We start from the raw sequence: 14912 nt of genomic DNA on the forward strand, positions 1-14912 counted from the left end.
CCATGCACGTCGGCCCGGCTGGGCCGCTGTAAAAGGTGCGCACAGCTTAACGCGCGCCTTTTCACGTGCGATCCGCAGTGCGCACCAGGGACACCCTGATGAAGCGCATAGTGTGGAACGAACCCGAACGCGTCGCCCGATTCGTCGCCGCTCTGACTGGCGAGGATGAGTATCGCGCCTCGGTCGCGATCGGCCTCGAGTGCGACGGCGAGCTCGTCGCTGGCGTGGTTTATCAGCTCTATACAGGCCCGGGCGGCTCCCTGCTGATGCACGTCGCATCCGACGGCACTCGTCGCTGGATGACGCGGGCCTATCTCTCCGCATGCTTTCGCTATCCGTTCGTGCAAATGCGTTGCCGCCGCGTAACGGGGCTCGTGCGCACCGATAACCTCGAGGCGCAACGCTTCGACGAACACCTCGGGTTCAAACGCGAAGGGCTGCTGCGTCAGGGCTGCACTGATGGAACCGACATGATCGTCTACGGCATGCTCGCAAGCGAGTGCCGATTCCTTGAAGGAAAACACCATGCGGCACTTGCTCGACCTGCCTGATCTGCCGGCGCTCGCCTTTCGTAAGGCGTTCGGCAAAAATCGACCGGCCACGCTCGAGGGCGGCAAGGGAGGGGGCGGCGCGCCGAGCCCGCCCGATCCCTATACAGTCGCGGGCGCGACTACGCAAACGAACGAGAACACGGCGGCCTATAACAAGACGCTGAACCTCAATAATTATTCGAATCCGTTCGGCTCGCAAAACTCGCAAGTGGTCGGCACCGACCCGTCGACGGGCGCGCCCATCTATCAAACGTCGATCAATGCAAGCGGCGGCCTGCAAAATCTCATCAATCAGTCGATGGGGAGCGCTGGTCAGGCCACGGGCTATGTCAACAATTCGCTATTCGGCCTGGGCGGAGTCAACAATCAGTTGGCGGGTGTGAATGCCTCGATCGACCCGAATGCCGCGCAAACCGCTGGCCAGAACGGCCAGAACGCAGCGTATGCGGCGCAGACGCAGTACCTCGACCCGCGCTTCTCGCAGGAACAGACGAGCCTCGAATCGCAGCTCGCGAACCAGGGCCTCACGTCCGGGTCGCAAGCCTACGACAACGCGATGAAGAACTTCAACTTGTCGAAGAATCAGGCCTATAGCGACGCAGCGAATCAATCGGTGCTCACCGGGCAGCAGATCGGCTCTCAGATGCTCAACAACGAGTTGTCGACGGCCGGCGAGAAAGCGAACATCCTGGGACAGCAAGGCGCGACATACGGCCAACAGGCATCGCTCGCTCAGTTGCCATATTCGCAACTCGGCTCGCTGGCGGCACTCGTGCCCGGCAATACCGGCACCGCCCAATCGGCCGCGCAACCCGCGAACATTGCCCAAGCGTTCCAGAATCAGTACCAGGGGCAGCTCGATCAGTACAACGCGCGCACGGGTGCATCCAATTCGATGATGGGCGGCCTGTTCGGTCTCGGGAGCGCCGGCATGCTCGCCTATGCGATGTCAGATCGGCGCACGAAGACGGATATCGAAGCGGTCGGGGCATCGACGGCCGACGGCTTGCCGCTCTATCGATTCCGGTATCACTGGGATGCGCCGCACGTGCGCCATATCGGCGTAATGGCGGACGAGGCGCGCATGGTGCGCCCGGATGCGGTCGCAATCCACCCGAGCGGCTTCGACATGGTCGATTACACCAAACTCGCGGAGGCTCGCCATGCTGGGTGATATCGGCGATTTCGTTAGCGCGACCGCCCAAGAGATCGGCCACCACCCGTTGCAGGCGGCCGGGGCGGCTCTCGGCGTGCCCGGCTATGACCCGTTCTTCGGTGGCCTCTTCAACAATCATCCGGGCGGTGCGCTCCTGAGCCCTACGGGGAATTTCACGTCGAGCGCATGGGGCGATATGTACAAGGATAACCCGAATAGCACGGGTGCCTTGGACGCCTTCCACCGCGTAAATTCTGTCGCCGACGTCGTCGCGCCCATGATCGCGGGCGGCTACGCATCGGGCGCATTGGGCGGCACGGGGGGATCCTCGGGCTTTGCGAACGTGTTCGGAAATTCGGGCACCGATGCGCTCGGCCCGAGCAGCATTCAGGGAAGCGGGCCGCTCTTCGGCCTTGGCTCCGGCATGGGCGGTAGCACCTTGACGGGTACCGCGGCGCCCGAGATGGCTAGCGCCAGCCCGTATGCCGCATCGTTCGGCGGCTCTTCGATGGCTTATCCGTTCACGATGCCGACGAGTGATATGTCGCCGTGGCTGCGCATGGGCTCGCAACTCTTGCAGCAGCAGAGCCAGCAAGCGCAGCAGCGCGCACAGCAGTCGTCGAACCAACCTAACGGTATGCAGGGCTATGCTAATCCGCAGGCCGTGCTTCTTCCGTCCACCCCGGCGCCGACGATCAATCAGCAAATGATCGGCCGAATGATGCTCGCCAATGCTGCGGGCGCGATGGGAGGGTATTGATATGGCCGGTCCCGCCATGGGCTTAAACGTCCTCGCCAATCCGCTGCTCGCGACGCTCGATCCCGATCAGCAGCAAAGCCTCATGCAGTTGCAGCAGCAGCAAGCCATCGGGCAGGCGATGCTCGGTCAGGGCTTGCAGCCGCTCGATACGAGCAACCGCCAGGTGGGTGGCATGGGCTATCAAATCAGTCCGCTCGAAGGCGTCTCCAAGCTGCTCAATGCTTACCTCGGCAACAAGCTGATGATGGGCTCGCTCGGACAGCAAGCCCAGCTCATGAGCGGTATGTATAGGGGCGCCTTCGGCGGTTCGCCGCAGCCGGGCGCAGCATCGTCCCCAACCGGCGATTCGGGCGGCACGTTCTCCATGCCGCAGCCCGCGGGCGCCGACACAGCGACGCTGCAAGGGCCCAGCGCGGGGATGGGGATCGGCCAGCCGACGCCTGTTCAACTTGGGCAAGCGATGGTGGCGCAGACGCCCCAGGCTGCGGGATCGGGCGCTGGTCCGATGACGCTGCCCGGCTATACGCCGCAGGATTCCATGCTCCTCTATGCGATGCTTGGCCCGCAGGAATACGGAAAACTGCTCGAGGCGCGCACGGCGCCCACTGACGCGACCCGGATGGCATGGGCGGCGGGCGTCGATCCGCGCACTGCCAATGCAGGCGCGCTCTTCAAGAATAACTTCGTTGCACCGATTACCGGCACCGGGATCTTTCGCGATCCGCAGACGATGCAGCCCACGGCGTTCAATCCTGCGGTACCTGACGGCGCCACGCCACTCTTCGATGCGTCCGGCAACGTTGCGGCCGTGCAACCGTTGCAAGGCGCCGCTGGCGTCGCTTCAACGATGGCAGCAGCCAAGACGGCGGGCGAGGGTAGCCAATTGCCCTATGCCGGCGTCGATGCGGCCGGAAACCCGGTACCGGTTACGAATCGGACTGCTGCCGCGAATCAAGGCAGCACGCCGGCGGCCGCGCCAACGCTTCCCGGCATCTTCGCCCAGCAGGAATCGAGCGGCGGCAAGACGGCGCCTGACAACCCGTATCAGATCCAGCAGGCGACTTTTAATCGATTTGCGCAGCCTGGCGAATCGTGGGGGAACCCGGCCGATCGGAGCGCCGTCGCGCAGCGCGTTCTCGCGTCCTATGACCAGAAGTACGGCGGCGATCTCGGTCGCATCGCAACGGCCTATTTCTCTGGCGAGGGTAACGTCGCGCCCGCTGGCAGTCCCACGCCGTTCATCAAGAACACAGCCGATGCGAGTGGCAAGACTGTCGCGTCGTATGTCGGCGATATCCTCGGCCGCGCCGGAGGTTCGGGATTTGGGGGCGCCCCCGGTGGTCCCATCTACGCATCGGCGCCGCTCGGCGCGGGCGCGAAGGCCACGGCCGATGCGACGAATCAGTCGAACGAGCTTTCGCAAAAATGGACGGCGCTTGAAACCGCAAATAGCAAAGCGCAAAACACGATCTCATATCTTCAAAACATCAAGACGCTCGCGAGCAACGCCGCTGTCGGGCCGCAATCCGATCGCCTGAACTACATCAATGGCCTGCTCTCCCTCGCGGGCAGCGAGAAAGCCACCGACATGGTGACGGCCAACGACTTGCTCAACAAGTACAGCGGCCAGATCACGGCGGGCTTGAGCGCGAACGGAATGGGCACCGACGCGGCGCGCGCCATTCTGCAATCGGCTTATCCGAGCGCCCATATGAACCTGGGGGCAATCAACGAGGCGGTCGACAACCTCGTGGGCGCCCAGCAAATGACGCAGGCCAAGGCCCGCTTGCTCGCGCCGCTGCGTAATGCGAACGATTCGGCAGGCTATACGAACAAGGAACTCGCGTTCGATCAAAGCGCCGATCCGCGCATCTTCCAGTACGCGAACATTAAGGACCCGTCCGCACGGCAGGCATTCGCGAAGACGCTGATCCAGCAGGATCCTACGATCCCGCAAAAGATCCAGGCGCTCCAGCAGCTCGGGGTATTCAAATGACCGATCTCGCGGCTCAGTTTCTTGCCGATGCCGGAGCCGCTCCGGCGGCCGCATCAAGCGCGCCCGCAGCGGCGCCCACGGGGCTCGCAGCCCAGTTCATTGCCGATGCATCGGCCACGCCCGCGCCGGCCGCTCCTGCGCCTTCTGCTGCGCCCTCGGCGGCGAGCCAGGTTGGCCGCCAAGTCGGGTTGACCGCGCGTGCGGGCGTGACCGGGATTATGGCGCTTCCCTCCATGGTCGGCGACGCGCTCAATGCGGGCGTCAATTTCGGCATTCGTGGAATCAACGATCTCGCCGGCACGCAAATTCCGCAGCTCGCGCCCGTCTCGCAGTCCGTGCAAAACATCGAGACGGATGCGGGCCTTCCGGTGCCGAAGAACGCAACCGAGCGCGTCGTGCAGGATGCCGCTAGCGCCATGGCCGGCGTCTCGCCGTCGGTCGGCATCGGAAAGCTTTTGCTCGGCGCCGCGTCGCCCGTTGCTCAAGCCGTCGGCGCGGGTATGCAAGCGGTGCCCGGCGCCCAAATCGCGGGCGCGGCGGGTGCGGGGGCCGGGAGCGGCACGGCGCGCGAACTCGGCCTCGGGCCCGGCTATCAGATCGGCGCGGCACTTCTTGGGGGCGCGGCTGGTGTCGGCGCCGGCTCGCTTGCGTCGGCCGGCGTGCGCGCCGCGGCGAATCGCATGATGCCGGCGCCTTCGATCCCGCCGGCGGCCGCAGCTTCGCGCGCGGACAGCGCCGTCGAGCGAATGCTCAATGACCTCGGCCCGCAGGCGCGTCAGGCCTACGCACCGATGCAGCAGCCCGAGCCTGTTCCAGTAGGCCCCGCGCTTGGAGCGCCTGCGCCGAGCGATGGAGTGCAGGCGGCCGCGCCTGGGGCGCCGAATGTTCCAGCGCCGACGCAGCCCGCTGCCGCCCAGCCGATGCCCACCGCATCGAGCCAGTTCGGCACGTTTCAGCCGCTCCAGCAGCGCATTGCGCAAGCGATTCAGGAAAACCCGCAGGTAGATCCGGCGGCCGTGATGCGGGCGCAGGACTTTCAAACGCTCGGCATGCAGCCGACGCTCGGACAGATCACACGCGATCCGATTCAGTACGCCCAGGAAATGAACATTCGCGGCGCTCCGACGGGCGCGCCGATCGCAAATCGATTCAATCAGCAAAATGCGCAATTGCAACAGGCGCTGATGGGACTTACCGGCACACCTGCGGATGCCTATCAGGCGGGCGGCGCGATTAAGGGGGCACTCCAGTCGATCGATAATCAGATGGGGCAGCAGGTCAGCGACGCCTATGCGGCCGCGCGCGCCTCGAGCGGCAAGAATCTCGACGTCCCGCTGCAAGGTGTCGCCCAGGATTACGCGCAGGTCTTGAACGATTTCGGCGACAAGGTGCCGAGTGGCGTGCGCAACAATTTCAATCAGCTCGGGCTCATGGGGGGCACGCAGCAGAAGACTTTCTCGATCGAGAATGCCGAAAACCTGCTCAAAGTCATCAACGCCAATCAGAGCAATGATCCGGCGACTAATACAGCGCTCGGGCAACTCCGCAATAGCGTGAAGAACGCGATTCTTTCGGCCGACGACCAGGGCGGAGTATTTGCACCGGCCCGCGCGCTCGCTGCGCAGCGCTTCGCCCTACAGGATCAGATCCCGGCGCTGCAAGCCGCATCCGCCGACACCGTCGCGCCTGATGACTTCGTGAAGCGCTTCGTCGTTGGCGGCAAGACGGACGACGTCTCGGCGATGGCGCAATTGCTCCAGCAACACGCGCCGGATGCCTTCCAGGAGATGCGCAGCCAGATCGGCGCGCAACTCGCCGCGAAGGGCTTCGGCGCCAATCCTGCGGGCGATGCGCGGTTTAATCCGTCGCCTTATATGCAGCAGATGCAGGCTTTCGGCCCGACTAAGCTCGCGGCCTTCTATACGCCCGACGAACTCGCTCAACTGAACGCGATCGGGCGCGTCGGCGCGTATATGAATGCCTTCCCGTCTGCGGCGCCCGTCAATACGTCGAACACCGCCTCGGCGATCGCGTCGCTCGTAGGCGCGGGGGTGAAGAAGATTCCGTATGTGGGGGGCCTAGTCGACAACGCACAAAACCGCATGTTCGTGAATCGAGCCCTAGCCGCACGTCTATCGGATACGGCCGTCCAACAGCCCGGCGGTGCGCCGGCGCAGAGCGCGCTCGGCTCGCTTCTCTTGAACTCGGCGCAGCGAACGCCAAGCGGAAACCCCTGATTTGAGGATCACGTAAATGGCCACACACATGATCGGTGCGAGGGCAGTGATGGAATTTTGCATAGGGGGTCACCATGCCGTTTAACGGTTCGGGGCAGTTCAACTTGATCTACAACTGGCAGAACGACGCTGCCCAGGGTTTAGATATTAGCTCATCGCGCATGCAAGGCCAGGATGCCGATATTGCGTCGGGCCTGTCGAACTGCATTACGAAGGACGGCCAGCAAACGGCAACGGCGAATCTGCCGATGGGCGGCTTCCGGCATACGAATGTAGCGAATGCTCAATATCCCACCGAGTATGCGACGGTTTCCCAAGTGCAAAGTGCCGGGCTGACGTTACTCGGAGGGAGCGCCGGAAGTGCGACCTTTCCGTCACTGGAAATTTCAACGTCATCCGGCTTGACGCTTAGCACCATTTCTGGCGGCAACACAGCCCCCATCAAGTTCGGGGATGGCACCGGCTGGAAACTGCCGTTTCAGATAGCGACGGGGGCTAATGCCGGCAATACGTTCGCGACGATATCTGACCTGGGATCGCTGTCGCTTGACGGAAACGCCTCGTTGAATTCCACCGGATCGACAAGCCCTAGCCTCATTTTGAATGCGAACGGCTATTCACCGTCCATGCGATCGAACTCGGGAAACGCGACGATCCAGTTTCTCAATTCAGCGGGTTCGCTGGTTACGCTGTCTATCGACAACACGGGCAACGTCGTGGCAAACGGCGTTGTCAGCGGGTCAAATATCACGGGCAGTTCTGACGAGCGTCTTAAGGAAGATTGGCGCCCGATGGCGCGCGACTTTCTGGAGCGCATGGCCGGCGTGCTGCATGGCACCTTTTCATGGAAGAAAGACCGGATCAGGAGCGCGGGCGTCGGCGCGGCGTCGCTGCGCGAGGTGTTCCCAGAGGCGGTGCATGAGGATGCGGAAGGCATGCTCTCGGTCGCATATGGCCACGCCGCACTCGTCACGGTGCTCGAGCTTATCCCGTGCGTATTGCGCTTGCTTGAAGAGCACGGAGAAACGCCGTGACGCTTCCAGCCTCGTTCCCGTTTTCCATGTCCGATGTCGCGACCGAACTCGGCCTTACATTGCCGCTGTCGATAAATCACCCTTGGGTGATCGCGCTGGCATTCAAAAGCGCACTGCCTGTCAGTTTTAGCGACCTACTCGGCCAGTCCGGCCATTTCGACGGAAATGTCACCGGAAATGGGGGCGGCGGCACCAGTTCGGCTCCATTTCCGACCGGATCTAAATTCTTTGGCGGCACGCTTTCGGTGATAACCGATCAGTCCGGTTCGATCACGCTCAGTTTTCTCATTCCGCCTGGCGGCGTCTATCCGAACTGGACAGGAAATATCAAAGTGGTGAATGTGACCGCGGGCCTTAGCGTCGTGCTCACAAAATCAAATCTAAGCACTTGGGTCGGGACCGGAAGTGCGAGCCTGGTCCCGCCGAACGGCACCGCTAATCACCTGACGGTTTATCCGTCAACCTAACGGGGAAAATATGCATAAAGAAATGGTCGCGGCGGCCACGAACGGCACAGCGAGTGCGGTCGGCGTAACAAGCTCGTGGTGGCTCTGGCTCATCGATCCCAATTCGGCGCATATCGTGACGCTGCTCACGGTCATCCTCATCCTGTCGCAGCTCGTATGGGGATGGCGCAAGTTTTTCAGCGAGGCCCGCAATGACTAGCTTCGACGACGCTTTCGATGCGCTCATCGGCAACGAGGGCGGCTTTGTAGATAACCCGAAGGACCCCGGCGGCGCGACCTGCTGGGGTGTTACCGAGCGCGTCGCGCGTGCGCAGGGCTATGCCGGGCCGATGCGAGATCTGCCCCGCGACACCGCCAAGGCGATTGCCAAAAAACTCTATTGGGATCCGTTGCATCTCGACGAGTTCGACCCGCGCGTGGGGTTCCAAATCTTCGATGCGAACTACAACGGCGGCCACCCCGTGATCTGGATGCAGGGCGCGGCGGCCACGCCCGTCGACGGGCTGCTCGGGCCCGCGACGATTTTCGCCGTGCGCGCAACCGATCCGCTCAAGTTCATCTTGCGCTGGAACTCGCTGCGCCTGCGCTACTACACGTCGCTGAAAACGTGGTCGACGTTCGGCAAGGGCTGGACCAATCGCATCGCCGACAACCTGAAACGAGGAGCAAACTGACATGCCGCTTATCCCTATCGCTATGGCGCTCGCCCAATTCGCGCCCATGATCGCGGGCCTCTTCGGTGGATCCAAGGCCGAGGCGGTCGCGCAACACGTCGTGGGCATCGCTCAGACCGTCACCGGACAGTCAGCGCCGGATGCCGCACTCGCAGCGATCCAGGCCGATCCGAATCTGGCCATGCAGTTCCAAAAGGCCGTGCTCGAGCAGCAGGCGCACCTCGCCGAGATCGCGGCCGACGTCGAGAAAGCCGAATTGGCGGCCGACACGGCGAATACCGCAGCCATCAATCAAACGATGCAGACCGAGGCGAAGGCGGATCACTGGCCGACGTATAGCTGGCGTCCGTTCGTCGGCTTCTGCTTCGGGTTACTCGGGTTGGCATCCGGTGTCACTGTCGCGATCGCATATCTCGGCGTGATGTTCTTTCGCGTCAATCCCGGAGTACTCGGCCAGTTGCCGGGGATGCTCGGCGCCGAGGCGGCCGTGATGGCTACCATGGCGCCGGTGCTCGGGATCGCCAGCTACTTCCGCGGGAAGATGCAGGCGAACCCGTTACTACCTACCGATAATCGGGGCTAGCGCGCCCCGTTAGTGCGTGCCGGCCGATTGGCTGGCGGCACACGTAGGCGCCGTCGGCCCGGTCGTCTCGCATGGCCGCAGCGGGATAGGGTAGACGGCCTTCGGGACGACTTCTTGGCCGCTGCCGTCGCTGCCGCCACCCCCGCAGGCCGATAAGGCCGCGGTGGTGAGAATGAGAACGAGGGTGAGGGTGGTCTTCTTCATTTGGTATGGTCCTGTGTGGCATGTGACCAAAACGTGACCGCACCGATACAATACGGTCCCGAAAGGCCCTAAAAATCTGAAAGTCGGTCAAATCCCGTTTGCTGACCGGCGCGGGGTTTGTGTTTAAAAATCATTGTGTTAGCTGATATGCCTAGCTCTTGTGGGGCGATAGGCTATCGCAATCGCTTTGGCCATCCCCATCCGCACGTATGGTCGCGCTTCGAGGCGCGCGGCATCGTGCTCGCGCGGACCGATCGCGACGGGGCGGTGCGGATCGTCGCGAACGCGGGCCGGCTGAAGCTCGAGCGTTATCGGGCGTCGCACGCTCGGTATTGGATGGACCGATAAAAAACGAACGAACCTGGAGGCAGCGGCGCTTGAAAGACGTCATCCACTTTTCGCATGCGAACGGCTTTCCGGCATCGATTTACCGGACGTTGTTCGCCGAACTCTCCGACGATTACGAGCTTCGCTATATCGAGCGCATCGGCCACGACCCCCACTATCCGGTCACGAGCGACTGGCCGCATCTCGTCGACGAACTGCTGGCCGATATCGGGCGACGCTACGAGCGGCCCGTTTGGCTCGTCGGTCATTCGCTGGGCGGCTACCTCTCGCTGATGGCCGCGCTCAAGCACCCGCAATGGGTACGCGGCGTCGTCATGCTCGACTCGCCGGTCATCGCCGGCTGGCGCGCGAACGTCTTGCGTTTCACGCAATGGACCGGGCTCGACGAGCGCCTTTCGCCGGCTGCCGCCACGCGCACGCGGCGCACGCAATGGGCTAGCCGGGAAGAGGCTTGGCGCCATTTTCATGCCAAGAGCGCCTTCGCCCGGTGGGACGAGCGCGTTTTGTCCGACTACATCGATTTCGGTATCCCGCAAAGCTCGGCGGACGGCAAACGTACGCTCGCGTTCGATCGCGATATCGAATACCGGATCTACCGGACGCTGCCGCGTACGCTCGGTCCTCGGCTCGCGCACGGCGCCCCGGTGCCGCTCGGCTTTATCGCCGGCACTCATTCGAAGGAAATCCGCCAGGTAGGGCTCGATGCGACGCGGCGTGCGGCGCGCGGGCGCCTCGAATGGATGGAGGGCAGTCACTTGTTTCCGATGGAGCGGCCGATCGAAACGGCGCGGGCGCTGCAACGGATGCTGCGAACGCTGCGCGAAGCCGGGTAGCGGCTACGGCGCGCCGGGTGCGCAGTTAAGCGCGGGCCTGCGGTTGTGTTCTCGTTGCAACGCATGTGTGTTCCAACTGAGGGCGGACCCTAAGGTATAATCCGTTTTTCCCGCGAGCATCCAGCGATGACCAAATTTGTTTTCGTCACCGGCGGCGTAGTGTCGTCCCTCGGCAAGGGCATTGCCGCCGCTTCTCTCGCCGCGATTCTCGAATCGCGCGGTCTGAAAGTCACCCTCCTTAAGCTCGATCCCTACATCAACGTCGACCCCGGCACGATGAGCCCGTTTCAACACGGGGAAGTATTCGTGACCGAAGACGGCGCTGAGACGGATCTCGACCTCGGTCATTACGAGCGGTTCATCAGCACGAAGATGCGCCGCGCGAACAACTTCACGACCGGGCAGATCTACGAATCGGTGATCCGCAAGGAGCGTCGAGGCGACTACCTCGGCAAGACGGTACAGGTGATTCCCCACATCACGAACGAAATTCAGGCGTTCATCGAGCGCGGGGCGGCATCGGCCACCTGCGGCGAGCCCGATGTGGCGATCGTCGAAATCGGCGGGACGGTGGGCGACATCGAATCGCTGCCGTTCCTTGAAGCCGCCCGGCAAATGAGCCTGCGTCTGGGCCGCAACAGCGCCTGCTTCGTGCATTTGACGCTCGTGCCGTTCATCGCGACGGCCGGCGAGTTGAAGACCAAGCCGACCCAGCATAGCGTGCAAAAGCTGCGCGAGATCGGGATCTTGCCGCACGTGCTGCTGTGCCGTGCCGATCGCCGTATCCCGGACGACGAGAGCAAGAAGATTTCGATGTTCTCGAACGTTCCGGAAGACGCCGTCATTTCGGTTTGGGACGTCGATAGCATTTACAAGATTCCGCAGATGCTGCACGACCAAGGTCTCGACAGCATCATTTGCGACGAGCTCAAGCTGCAACCGAAGCCGGCCGATCTGTCGATGTGGTCGGCGATCGTGGACAAGCTCGAACACCCGAAGCACGAAGTGACGATCGGCATGGTCGGCAAGTACGTCGATCTGACCGAATCGTACAAGTCGCTGATCGAAGCGCTGCGCCATGCGTCGGTGCATACGTCGACGAAGGTCAACATCGAGTACATCGACTCGGAAGAAATCGAAGCGCAGGGCGTGGACAGCCTGAAGCACCTCGACGCCGTGTTGGTCCCGGGCGGCTTCGGCCGTCGCGGTACGGAAGGCAAGATCGCGGCGATTCGCTATGCACGCGAGGCGAAGGTGCCGTATCTCGGCATCTGCCTCGGCATGCAGTTGGCCGTCATCGAATTCGCCCGAGACGTCGTCGGTCTGGAAGGCGCGAATAGCACGGAGTTCGACGCTGCCACGGCGCATCGCGTCGTTGCGTTGATCACCGAGTGGCACGACCGCGAAGGCCGTGTCGAAAAGCGTACCGAGGAATCGGATCTCGGCGGCACGATGCGTCTGGGCTCCCAGCGCTGCCCGATCAAGCCCGGCACGCTTGCGGAACAGATTTACGGCAAGGATGTGAACGAGCGCCATCGTCACCGTTATGAAGTCAATAACGGTTACGTGCCGCAACTCGAATCCGGTGGCCTTATCATCAGCGCGCGCACGCCGAGCGAAGATTTGCCGGAAATGATGGAGCTGCCGCGCAGCCTGCATCCGTGGTTCGTCGGCGTGCAGTTCCACCCCGAATTCACGTCGACGCCGCGCGACGGCCACCCGCTGTTCAAGTCGTTCGTCGAAGCGGCGCTGGCCTGTCACGAAGCGCGCAAGGAGAAGGCATGAAGCTGTGCGACTTCGAGGTCGGTCTCGATAAGCCGTTTTTTCTGATTGCGGGCACCTGCGTCATCGAATCGGAGCAGATGACGATCGATACGGCCGGCCGGCTCAAGGAGATTTGCGCGAAGCTCGGCATCCCGTTCATTTACAAGTCTTCGTACGATAAGGCCAATCGCAGCTCGGGCAAGTCGTTCCGCGGGCTCGGTATGGACGAAGGCTTGCGCATTCTGTCCGAAGTGAAGCGTCAGCTTGGCGTACCCGTGCTGACCGACGTGCACGCCGTCGAGGAGATCGAGCAAGTCGCCTCGGTCGTGGACGTCTTGCAAACGCCGGCGTTCCTGTGCCGCCAGACCGACTTCATTCATGCCTGCGCGCGCTCGGGCAAGCCTGTCAATATCAAGAAGGGCCAGTTCCTCGCGCCGCACGACATGAAGAACGTGATCGACAAGGCGCGCGAAGCGGCGCGCGAAGCGGGTCTGTCGGAAGACCGCTTCCTCGCCTGCGAGCGCGGCGTTTCGTTCGGCTACAACAATCTCGTTTCCGATATGCGTTCGCTCGCGATCATGCGCGAGACGAATGCACCCGTGGTGTTCGACGCCACCCACTCGGTTCAGTTGCCGGGCGGGCAGGGTACAAGCTCGGGCGGGCAGCGCGAATTCGTGCCCGTTCTGTCGCGCGCGGCCGTCGCCGTGGGCGTTGCGGGCTTGTTCATGGAGACGCACCCCGATCCCGCCTGCGCGCTGTCGGACGGCCCTAATGCCGTGCCGTTGCGGCGCATGAGCGACCTGCTGGAGACGCTCGTCGCTTTGGATACCGTCGTGAAACGCACTCCGTTCATCGAGCGCGATTTCAACTGACTGCACCCGTCAAGAAAGAGAAGTCATCGTTATCTAAGAGGAAATCATGAGTGCAATCGTAGATATCATCGGCCGTGAGATTTTGGATTCGCGAGGCAACCCGACCGTCGAATGCGATGTGCTGCTTGAATCGGGCACGATGGGCCGTGCGGCGTGCCGTCGGGCGCGTCCACGGGCTCGCGCGAAGCGATCGAGTTGCGTGACGGCGAAGCCGGCCGCTATAGCGGTAAGGGCGTGCTCAAGGCGGTCGAGCATATCAACACCGAGATTTCCGAAGCGATCATGGGCCTCGACGCGTCGGAGCAAGCGTTCCTCGACAAGACGCTGCTCGAGCTCGACGGCACCGACAACAAGTCGCGTCTCGGCGCGAACGCGATGCTGGCCGTGTCGATGGCGGTCGCCAAGGCCGCGGCCGAGGAAGCGGGCCTGCCGCTGTACCGTTACTTCGGCGGTTCGGGTGCGATGCAATTGCCGGTGCCGATGATGAACATCGTCAATGGCGGCGCGCACGCGAACAACAGCCTCGACATTCAAGAGTTCATGATCGTTCCGGTCAGCCAGCCGACGTTCCGCGAAGCGTTGCGTTGCGGCGCGGAAGTGTTCCATGCGCTGAAGAAGATCCTGTCCGACCGCGGCATGAGCACGGCGGTGGGCGACGAAGGCGGCTTCGCGCCGAACTTCGGTAGCAACGCCGAGTGCCTCTCGGCGATCCTGCAAGCGATCGAGAAGGCCGGCTACCGTGCGGGCGAAGACGTGCTGCTCGCGCTCGACTGTGCGGCCAGCGAGTTCTACCACGACGGCAAGTACCAGTTGGCGGGCGAAGGTCTGCAACTGTCGTCGGCTGAATTCACCGACTACCTCGCGACCCTCGCCGACAAATTCCCGATCGTCTCGATCGAGGACGGCATGCACGAAAGCGACTGGGACGGCTGGAAGCTCTTGACCGACAAGCTCGGCAAGAAGATCCAGCTCGTCGGCGACGATCTGTTCGTGACGAACACGCGCATCTTGAAGGAAGGCATCGAGAAGGGGATCGCCAACTCGATCCTCATCAAGATCAACCAGATCGGTACGCTGACGGAAACGTTCGCCGCGATCGAGATGGCCAAGCGCGCCGGCTATACGGCTGTGATTTCGCACCGTTCGGGCGAGACGGAAGACTCGACGATCGCCGATATCGCCGTGGGCCTGAACGCCGGCCAGATCAAGACCGGTTCGCTCTCGCGCAGCGATCGCATCTCGAAGTACAACCAGTTGCTGCGTATCGAGGAAGATCTCGGCGACATCGCCAGCTACCCGGGCAAGTCGACGTTCTACAACCTGCGTTGATGCGCTGTTAGCTTAATCTAGCTCGTTCGTTTAGCATTGCGCCCCGTGCTCGACCCCCGAGGAAAATTCCTTTGGGGCAGCCGGGGCGATTTTGAATCCGCGGC

15 protein-coding genes and 1 pseudogene are annotated in these 14912 nt (G+C 62.7%); 15 read left to right on the top strand and 1 reads right to left on the bottom strand.

Annotation, left to right across the window (positions count from 1 at the left end; translation table 11 throughout):
- Nucleotides 1–98: 98 nt before the first annotated feature.
- From AB1286_RS20210 to AB1286_RS20255, 10 genes are all read left to right on the top strand, one after another.
- Nucleotides 99–551, top strand: a complete 453-nt coding sequence (locus AB1286_RS20210; RefSeq protein WP_430364934.1) for a GNAT family N-acetyltransferase — start codon at nucleotides 99–101, stop codon at nucleotides 549–551.
- Nucleotides 526–1725 carry a tail fiber domain-containing protein gene (locus AB1286_RS20215; protein ID WP_430364935.1) on the top strand — a complete coding sequence of 400 codons (1200 nt, stop codon included), beginning with the start codon at nucleotides 526–528 and terminating at the stop codon, nucleotides 1723–1725. Before AB1286_RS20210 ends, AB1286_RS20215 begins: the two co-directional genes overlap by 26 nt.
- A complete protein-coding gene (locus tag AB1286_RS20220; protein ID WP_430364936.1) occupies nucleotides 1715–2467 on the top strand; it encodes a hypothetical protein in 753 nt (250 codons plus the stop codon). The genes AB1286_RS20215 and AB1286_RS20220 overlap by 11 nt, the downstream gene beginning before the upstream one ends.
- Before the next feature lies 1 nt (nucleotide 2468).
- Nucleotides 2469–4463 carry a hypothetical protein gene (locus tag AB1286_RS20225; protein ID WP_430364937.1) on the top strand — a complete coding sequence of 665 codons (1995 nt, stop codon included), beginning with the start codon at nucleotides 2469–2471 and terminating at the stop codon, nucleotides 4461–4463.
- A complete protein-coding gene (locus AB1286_RS20230) occupies nucleotides 4460–6700 on the top strand; it encodes a hypothetical protein (protein WP_430364938.1) in 2241 nt (746 codons plus the stop codon). Before AB1286_RS20225 ends, AB1286_RS20230 begins: the two co-directional genes overlap by 4 nt.
- A gap of 104 nt (nucleotides 6701–6804) precedes the next feature.
- Entirely contained in the window at nucleotides 6805–7734 is a 930-nt protein-coding gene (locus AB1286_RS20235) for a tail fiber domain-containing protein (protein ID WP_430361331.1), read from the top strand.
- Entirely contained in the window at nucleotides 7731–8201 is a 471-nt protein-coding gene (locus AB1286_RS20240; protein WP_430361332.1) for a hypothetical protein, read from the top strand. The genes AB1286_RS20235 and AB1286_RS20240 overlap by 4 nt, the downstream gene beginning before the upstream one ends.
- Nucleotides 8202–8211: 10 nt before the next feature.
- The gene (locus tag AB1286_RS20245; protein WP_430361333.1) at nucleotides 8212–8400 is read left to right on the top strand and encodes a hypothetical protein; all 189 of its coding nucleotides are present in this window, start codon (nucleotides 8212–8214) and stop codon (nucleotides 8398–8400) included.
- Nucleotides 8393–8875: a glycoside hydrolase family 108 protein gene (locus tag AB1286_RS20250; protein WP_430361334.1), complete on the top strand. Its 483-nt coding sequence runs from the start codon at nucleotides 8393–8395 to the stop codon at nucleotides 8873–8875. The genes AB1286_RS20245 and AB1286_RS20250 overlap by 8 nt, the downstream gene beginning before the upstream one ends.
- 1 nt (nucleotide 8876) lies before the next feature.
- A complete protein-coding gene (locus AB1286_RS20255; RefSeq protein WP_430361335.1) occupies nucleotides 8877–9458 on the top strand; it encodes a hypothetical protein in 582 nt (193 codons plus the stop codon).
- A 9-nt stretch (nucleotides 9459–9467) separates the two neighbouring features.
- Here AB1286_RS20255 and AB1286_RS20260 read toward each other — a convergent pair whose 3' ends face one another.
- Entirely contained in the window at nucleotides 9468–9662 is a 195-nt protein-coding gene (locus AB1286_RS20260; protein WP_430361336.1) for a hypothetical protein, read from the bottom strand.
- A 147-nt stretch (nucleotides 9663–9809) separates the two neighbouring features.
- On the opposite strand from AB1286_RS20260, the gene AB1286_RS20265 reads away from it, so the two are divergent.
- The 5 genes and pseudogenes from AB1286_RS20265 (at nucleotide 9810) to eno (ending at nucleotide 14808) form a co-directional block, all read left to right on the top strand.
- Complete coding sequence (locus AB1286_RS20265; protein ID WP_430361337.1) at nucleotides 9810–10010, top strand: hypothetical protein; 201 nt, start codon at nucleotides 9810–9812, stop codon at nucleotides 10008–10010.
- A 29-nt stretch (nucleotides 10011–10039) separates the two neighbouring features.
- Nucleotides 10040–10843 carry an alpha/beta fold hydrolase gene (locus tag AB1286_RS20270; RefSeq protein ID WP_430361338.1) on the top strand — a complete coding sequence of 268 codons (804 nt, stop codon included), beginning with the start codon at nucleotides 10040–10042 and terminating at the stop codon, nucleotides 10841–10843.
- 126 nt (nucleotides 10844–10969) lie between these two features.
- Nucleotides 10970–12628 carry a CTP synthase gene (locus AB1286_RS20275; protein ID WP_430361339.1) on the top strand — a complete coding sequence of 553 codons (1659 nt, stop codon included), beginning with the start codon at nucleotides 10970–10972 and terminating at the stop codon, nucleotides 12626–12628.
- The gene (kdsA, locus tag AB1286_RS20280) at nucleotides 12625–13479 is read left to right on the top strand and encodes a 3-deoxy-8-phosphooctulonate synthase (protein WP_430361340.1); all 855 of its coding nucleotides are present in this window, start codon (nucleotides 12625–12627) and stop codon (nucleotides 13477–13479) included. The genes AB1286_RS20275 and kdsA overlap by 4 nt, the downstream gene beginning before the upstream one ends.
- A 46-nt stretch (nucleotides 13480–13525) precedes the next feature.
- Nucleotides 13526–14808: pseudogene (gene eno / locus AB1286_RS20285) on the top strand (phosphopyruvate hydratase).
- The last annotated feature ends 104 nt before the right edge of the window (nucleotides 14809–14912 follow it).

Source organism: Trinickia sp. NRRL B-1857 (assembly GCF_050470685.1).
Classification (GTDB): Bacteria; Pseudomonadota; Gammaproteobacteria; order Burkholderiales; family Burkholderiaceae; genus Trinickia.

What these genes read in the sequence shown, in the direction of transcription:
- AB1286_RS20210 (WP_430364934.1), top strand. Translation starts at nt 99, where the DNA reads ATGAAGCGCATAGTGTGGAACGAACCCGAACGCGTCGCCCGATTCGTC.
- AB1286_RS20215 (WP_430364935.1), top strand. Translation starts at nt 526, where the DNA reads ATGCGGCACTTGCTCGACCTGCCTGATCTGCCGGCGCTCGCCTTTCGT.
- AB1286_RS20220 (WP_430364936.1), top strand. Translation starts at nt 1,715, where the DNA reads ATGCTGGGTGATATCGGCGATTTCGTTAGCGCGACCGCCCAAGAGATC.
- AB1286_RS20225 (WP_430364937.1), top strand. Translation starts at nt 2,469, where the DNA reads ATGGCCGGTCCCGCCATGGGCTTAAACGTCCTCGCCAATCCGCTGCTC.
- AB1286_RS20230 (WP_430364938.1), top strand. Translation starts at nt 4,460, where the DNA reads ATGACCGATCTCGCGGCTCAGTTTCTTGCCGATGCCGGAGCCGCTCCG.
- AB1286_RS20245 (WP_430361333.1), top strand. Translation starts at nt 8,212, where the DNA reads ATGCATAAAGAAATGGTCGCGGCGGCCACGAACGGCACAGCGAGTGCG.
- AB1286_RS20250 (WP_430361334.1), top strand. Translation starts at nt 8,393, where the DNA reads ATGACTAGCTTCGACGACGCTTTCGATGCGCTCATCGGCAACGAGGGC.
- AB1286_RS20255 (WP_430361335.1), top strand. Translation starts at nt 8,877, where the DNA reads ATGCCGCTTATCCCTATCGCTATGGCGCTCGCCCAATTCGCGCCCATG.
- AB1286_RS20260 (WP_430361336.1), bottom strand. Translation starts at nt 9,662, where the DNA reads ATGAAGAAGACCACCCTCACCCTCGTTCTCATTCTCACCACCGCGGCC.
- AB1286_RS20265 (WP_430361337.1), top strand. Translation starts at nt 9,810, where the DNA reads ATGCCTAGCTCTTGTGGGGCGATAGGCTATCGCAATCGCTTTGGCCAT.
- AB1286_RS20275 (WP_430361339.1), top strand. Translation starts at nt 10,970, where the DNA reads ATGACCAAATTTGTTTTCGTCACCGGCGGCGTAGTGTCGTCCCTCGGC.
- kdsA (WP_430361340.1), top strand. Translation starts at nt 12,625, where the DNA reads ATGAAGCTGTGCGACTTCGAGGTCGGTCTCGATAAGCCGTTTTTTCTG.